The sequence below is a fragment of the Pseudoalteromonas sp. 1181_04 genome (assembly GCF_052850545.1).
The window spans coordinates 24,002-30,774 of record NZ_VXCS01000039.1; the positions used below are offsets into that span (position 1 = coordinate 24,002).

General features: G+C 37.0%; 4 protein-coding genes. 3 read left to right on the plus strand and 1 reads right to left on the minus strand.

Annotated features, from left to right (window positions below):
- Nucleotides 1-62 precede the first annotated feature (62 nt).
- Nucleotides 63-1,445: a hypothetical protein gene (locus FW757_RS21800; RefSeq protein WP_446441702.1), complete on the minus strand. Its 1,383-nt coding sequence runs from the start codon at nucleotides 1,443-1,445 to the stop codon at nucleotides 63-65.
- 412 nt (nucleotides 1,446-1,857) lie between these two features.
- On the opposite strand from FW757_RS21800, the gene FW757_RS21805 reads away from it, so the two are divergent.
- From FW757_RS21805 to FW757_RS21815, 3 genes are all read left to right on the plus strand, one after another.
- Nucleotides 1,858-2,388, plus strand: coding sequence for a hypothetical protein (locus tag FW757_RS21805; protein ID WP_182739637.1), 531 nt, complete (start codon nucleotides 1,858-1,860; stop codon nucleotides 2,386-2,388).
- A gap of 326 nt (nucleotides 2,389-2,714) precedes the next feature.
- Nucleotides 2,715-3,851, plus strand: coding sequence for a CRISPR-associated ring nuclease Csm6 (gene csm6 / locus FW757_RS21810; protein ID WP_182797981.1), 1,137 nt, complete (start codon nucleotides 2,715-2,717; stop codon nucleotides 3,849-3,851).
- Nucleotides 3,852-3,921: 70 nt separating this feature from the next.
- On the plus strand, nucleotides 3,922-6,773 hold a 2,852-nt coding region (locus FW757_RS21815; protein ID WP_446441703.1), incomplete at its 3' end, for a DEAD/DEAH box helicase family protein.

A 6,773-nucleotide genomic window follows, 5' to 3' on the forward strand; every position in this document is an offset into this window, starting at 1 on the left:
AACCAGCTCAGTTTGTGATAGCTAATTTCATTAACGCATTGCTGTGATATTGTTTAGCGTATTCATAATCGCTCTGAAGTTATGACTGTCTTATAAAAATGAGCAAATAAACTATAAACACATTGAAAGATAGAGTATTCACCATCTTTTAGAAGTGATCTAGGCTCTTTAAACTCTGAATACCCTTTTAAAATTTTGACTTTCGCACTCAGGTCTAAATTTGTAGATAAAACGAAATTTTCAATTGTTCTGCTATCTTGTAACGTGACTACTATCTGTGTCTTTATTATCTGAATATCTACCTTATCCCTTGAGCTATTTAATGAGTGTATCCAAGTTAAGTATTTTGCTTGATCAACATCTTCAAGATCATCACTTTTCTCTCTATGAGAGTAAAAGGCGTATAAAATATAGTGAATAAGTATATTTGCTAAATGAGTGATCAAATATGAACTTATAAGACCAGCCAAGTTTGTTGCAAATTCATAGTTAGCAGGGCTTAAAATAAGATTGAATGTATCTTCCTCACATATGGGCTTAATATTAGTACCGTGATTAAGTAAATGCGACAAGCCTTGAGATACTAACTTAAATAGTATTTGGTCAAAATAATCAAAAATATGGCTAGGCTGTTGTGTTAGGAACTGTAATTCATAAAGACAATAATCAGTGGTGATATTTGATTCTTTTGTTTCAAAACGAAGTAAATTTAAGAGCGGTTTTTCTTTAACATTTTCTTTACTCAAAAAATCTAAAAGTATTGCTGTGAATGAATTTCTATTCTTACTGCGAGACAAGGAGTAAGGAGTAGTTAGTGGAGGGGTAATAACTAGATATAAAAACTTTTGCTGGGTATCACTCATGATTCTGAAGCAAGATGCACGCTTTAAATTTTTATTTCTGAAAGTACTTATTATTGTATTGTTTTTTGTAATTACAGGTGCTTTTAAAGTGCAGCCTCTGATTACTTGAAAGATAATCTTTTTCTCTTTTAGAGCCTCTATAGCTGTTTTTACCTCTATTACTTTTAACCCACATGCTTTAGCTATTTTAGCTACTGAAAAGCCTTCGATGTAACCCTGCTCATCTTGGTTTAATGCAAAGAAAGACCATACCAACTTTATAGGCACTCTTAGTTTGAGTCCTTCTAACTTTGCTAGCATTTCACTAGGTATTAATTTATCAATTTTGTTAGGGCAATTGTAAATAAAACTGTATGAGAGTGCTGGTCGTCCACGCTTAAAGCTCTCAAATTCGAGTTTTGAAATTGCATTAATTTTTTGTAGCTCTTCTATTACTCTTACGAGTTTATTGTGTGTACACCCGAATTCAATGAAGTCAGCTTTAGATAATTCGTCTCCAATTACTCTCCCTGTAATTAAGCGAATTAACACCCACTTTGTATATGGAGATAAATTAGTTGTGAAAGTAAAAAACTCATTCATTCGATTGTTTTCGTGTGGGGGAGTATACCTGCTAGTAGAGCAGAATAGATTAATAAATACAATAACAGGGTATTATTTTGTAATTTAAAAAAGGTGTGACATTTAATCTCAATTAGACTCTAGTTTAGACTTTTTATTTTTTTTAAAAGTCTAATTTACCTTCTAATTTAGAGTCTAATTTAGGGTCTGATTGGGAGTTATGTTGAGGATTTAATTTAGTATCTAAAAGGTACCTGGTGAGGTTTTGATGTGAGTTCTATTTAATAACTAATTTAGATTTTGGCTGGTACCTAATTGCACAGCTTAATCAGGAGGTGAGGTAGATTCTGATCGCAAAGCAGTTGCTTACAAATTGGTATTGGATTATTGTTTTCGATAACATCCGCAAACGGTAAAACACAGGGAAGAACTAATGACAGATCGGATTGCTAGCAAGAAGATTTTGACGTGGGTTAATGAAGATAATGAAGATTTGCGTAAATGGCTAGCATGCCGCTATGACAGTTACAGTAGTTATTTTAAATCTCCAGATGCCACATTAGATAGCTTTATTAGAGATGAAATAAAACGTATAAGTGATAATGAAGATAGTCAAAAAGTTAGTCTTGATAAGCTCTATAAAGCATGGAAAAGCTATGAAAGAGGCTTAAACAATATCTCTAATAAAGTCTGTAAACTTCAGCTCGAGGTGTCTAAATCAGCGCGTGATAAACTAAAGACGTTAAGTGCCGCGGATGAAATATCTCAATCTAAATATATTGAAAAGCTAATAAATTACGCTAGGAAAAACCCTAAGCTGATTTCTAAAGATACAAAAGTACAAGAACCTTACAAACACAAACAGAGAACTTTTGATGATAGCCTTGACTTAAAAGCTATAAGAGAAAACTTATCAACTATTGATGGTAAGATTACTAGATTATTAGATGCTTGGGAGGAGTAGGGCAAGCTGAGCTTTCTTTAGGCCGCCTTGGTTATTTTTAAAAATAAATAACTTTTAGTATACCTATTGGTATTCCTTGTGTTTATTGTTTTCGGTATTTTTATTGATAATCAGTGGGTTGTTGGGCTCTTAAGAATCCCTCCCTCCCGCCATTATTCTATATCAGGACGCCTCATGGCGTCCTTTTTTGTGCTTATCAATAAAGCTTCTAATTTTATATATCAATACGCCCCCTTTATCTAGTAACTTAATTCATTGAACTCAAACAAGTTCCATTCAGTTACAAATTTGGCTATGATGCTAAATATTCAACAAAAGGATTCTTGATGAAACATATCCTACTAATAGTTATTGGTGCAAGCCCTCAAGTATTAACTGAGACGCTTTACGCTCTTCATCAGCAGGGTAAGCCGATACCCGAAGAGATTTTTGTTATAACTACAAAAAGCACAAAGGCTATGCTTACTGATGGACTATTTAAGCAAGGTCACTTAGCTAAATTAATAGCAGACTACCAACTTCCCAATATTAAACTTCCCGATGAAAATATATGGCTAATAGAAGACAACAAAGGCCAACCTATTGATGATGCAAAATCTGAAATAGAACAAACTTATATGGCTGATTTTATTACCCGTAAAGTATTTGAGCTTACTAATAAAAATAACATTAGTATTCATGCCTCAATCGCGGGTGGGCGGAAAACCATGGCGTTTTATTTAGGTTATGCAATGTCATTATTAGGGGGCGAGCAAGATTCACTCAGCCACGTATTTGTAAACGACGAGTTTGAATTTGTAAGAGACTTTTACTACCCAACACCATACAACCACATGATCGACGGTAAAAATGGCAAACAAGTTAACTGTAAAAATGCGCAAGTTACACTTGCCGAAATACCATTTGTACGTATGCGCCAATCAATCGACGAAACCCTCATTACGAATATGCAAAGTGCCTCGTTTAGCCAAACAGTAGCAAGTTTAAACTCAGCACATAAAAAAGATTTAGCTCTTGAAGTAAATGCTAAGGCAAAAACACTTACCTTTGCAGGGGTAGAAATTAAACTTACCGCCAAAGAATGCGCCTTTTATTTATGGTTAAACAAATATAGTCAAAGTGGAAAAACTGGCTTAATTGTTGACCGTAACTTTGAAGAAACATTGAGCTACAGCAAAGAGTATCTAACGCATTTACAGCAAAATAGCAGTGATTTACGTATATTCCGTGATACGTTTGGCGTAGAACCAGAAGACTTTAGAGATGGTTTACACAGTAATTTAAAAGTAATGGAAAAAACGTTTGTACAGCAAACACGCAGCCGGATAAACAATAAAATAAAAAATTTGTTACCCAACGAGCTTGCTAAAAAAATAGCGATTGACTCTAATAACCAAAGTTTTGAAACAAGCTACTGGTTAAGTGCAGTAACACATAACATAAAAATAAATATAACGGCTTAAACTTCACAAGCTTGCAAATGCATAAAAATAAATAAGTTTGGTAAATTAGTTTATAAGGAAGTAACGAAGAATGAAGCAATCAATGAACTTTGAACATATTAAGCAACAATGGCCAGAACTACACCAGTTAGCCGCTTTTGCAGAAGAGTATGCGATTACCGATCCGCAAAGTTCATTGGTTAAATTACGTTGCTTTGCCGAAAAAGTCGTAGGCTTCATTTATAAAGAGCTCTGTTTACCTGCCAACCCTAATTCGACTTTTCAAGATAAACTCATTGCTGACAACTTTAAATCAGCAGTACCACAACAAATACAAGATAAACTGCATGCTATACGTAAAAGCGGTAACAGAGCAGCGCACGAAGGCAAAGTAAGTCAGCAAGAAGCGGTATGGATTTTAAAAGAAACTTACTTTATTTCTTGTTATCTTTATATGGCTTTTGCCAATGGCGATCAAAAAGACTTACCAGAATTTACTGCACCCGAACTTACTCAATTAACTAACCAAACAGATGCCGCTTTTGCAAAACAAAATAAGCAACTATCAAAGCAGCTAGAAGAAAATAAACTTCGATTGAAACAAGCGTTAAATGAATTAGAAGCCGCTCAGCAATTGGCTCAAAAAGAAGCAGCCAAACTTAAAAGTGTTATTGATCAAAATAAACTCACTGAATTGCAAACAAATAATAGTGCAATTACATCTAGCTTTAACTTTAATGAAGACGAAACCCGCAAACGAATTATCGATTTAGACTTACGCGCAGCAGGGTGGCATGTTGCACTTGATGATGTTTCTACCGATGAAGTAGGCAAAGAAGTAAAGGTAAATGAGCAACCAACGCCAACAGGCACTGGCTACATAGATTACGTTTTATGGGATGACGACGGAAAGCCACTTGCTGTAATAGAAGCCAAACGCGCCCGTGAAAACATCGAAAAAGGCCGTGAGCAAGCAACGCTATATGCCAACGCGCTCGAAAAACAATTTGGTCAACGCCCTGTTATTTTTTATTCAAACGGGTGGGATATAAAAATCCTAGATGATGCGCAAGGCTATAATAGCCGTGGATTATACGGTTACTATTCAAAAGATTCCCTGCAGTACTTAATAAAGCAGCGCACGCTGAAAAAAGATCTAAACACCACGCCAATAGATACTGCAGTAGCAGGGCGTTTGTATCAAATGGAAACCATAACCCGTGTTTGTGAGCGCTTTAGCGACAAACACCGCAAAGCGCTTATTGTGCAAGCAACCGGCACAGGTAAAACACGCGTATCTATTGCGCTTGCTAAGCGTTTACTTGATGCGGGTTGGGCAAAGCGCGTACTGTTTTTATGTGACCGAAAAGAGCTACGTAAACAAGCGGGTAATGCCTTTACCGAACACACTAAAGAGCCAGTACACATTGTAGGAAAAAGCGCTAAAAATACCGCAGCGAGTGCGCGCGTATTTATAGCGACTTACCCAGGCATGCTGCGCATAATGAACAAGTACGACGTAGGCTACTTTGACCTGATCGTGGCTGATGAATCGCACCGCTCAATTTACAATATTTATGGCGATATTTTTAAATACTTTGACGCGCTAGAAGTGGGCTTAACCGCCACGCCGGTAGAAATGGTATCGCGCTCAACCTGTGATTTGTTTAGCTGTGATTACAAAATGCCAACAGCCAATTACCCACTTGAAGACGCCATAGAACAAGGCAACTTAGTCCCATACAAAATTGTAAGTTACACCACACAGTTTTTACGCGAAGGCATTAAAAAAGACAACCTAACCGATGAGCAAATAGCCCAACTAGAAGAGCAAGGGATTGACCCTAACGAACTTAACTTTGACGCAAAACAAATAGACGAAGCTATTAAAAATAAAGACACCAACAGGCTAATACTTCGTAATTTAATGGAAAAAGGCCTGCGCGATAAAGACGGCCAGCTACCTGGTAAAACTATTATATTTGCTCGTAACATAGCCCACGCCGAATTAATGGCGCAGCTGTTTAGTGAGCTTTACCCACAACATGGTGCTAATTTTTGTCGCGTTATTCACTCAAAGTACGAACGCGCCGAAGAGCTAATAGACGACTTTAAATCAAGCGACGAAAACAGCGTACGCATTGCCGTATCGGTCGATATGCTCGACACCGGCATAGACGTCCCCGAGTGCGTAAACCTTGTATTTGCAAAACCCATAAAATCAAAAGTAAAATTTTGGCAAATGATTGGCCGTGGCACACGCTTATGCGAAAACCTGTATGGCGCAGGCAAGCACAAAACTCACTTTTTAATATTCGACCACTGGGCAAACTTTGAATACTTTGACGAAAACCCAGAAGAAGAAGACGTAAAACAAGCTAAATCTCTACTGCAAAAACTGTTTGAAGCGCGGGTAACCCTTGCCCAAACCGCCCTTAAAAAAGCCAATATGGATGTGTTTGACCAAACCATTAAATTAATTCACGGCGATATTTGTTTACTGCCAATGGAATCAATATCGGTGCGCGACAACTGGCAAGTGGTCGAAACCTATAAAGATCTAAAACGCCTTAATCAATTTGCGCCCAACACAGCCAGGGACTTATTCGAAAAAGTAGCGCCGCTTATGCAGTGGCGTAACATCATGGGGCAAAGTGAAGCGTATAAATTTGATTCTGAGCTAACCACTATTCAAACGCTGTTACTTACTGATGCAAACCAAATTGATTTAGCTAAACAAAGTGTAATGAACAAGGTTGAGTCGCTACAAATGCACTTAAACGAAGTGCGTAGCAGAGCACCTGCAATAGCCGAAATACAAACAGAGCAATATTGGCAGTATTTAACCCATGCAGCACTTGAGCAAAGCCGTATTAATTTACGCAGTATTATACACCTGCGTAATAAAGATATAGCACCGCCACCCACTGCTTTTATACTTGA

Excerpts from the sequence above, each read along its gene's own strand:
- FW757_RS21800 (WP_446441702.1), bottom strand. The coding sequence starts at position 1,445 with ATGAATGAGTTTTTTACTTTCACAACTAATTTATCTCCATATACAAAG.
- FW757_RS21805 (WP_182739637.1), top strand. The coding sequence starts at position 1,858 with ATGACAGATCGGATTGCTAGCAAGAAGATTTTGACGTGGGTTAATGAA.
- csm6 (WP_182797981.1), top strand. The coding sequence starts at position 2,715 with ATGAAACATATCCTACTAATAGTTATTGGTGCAAGCCCTCAAGTATTA.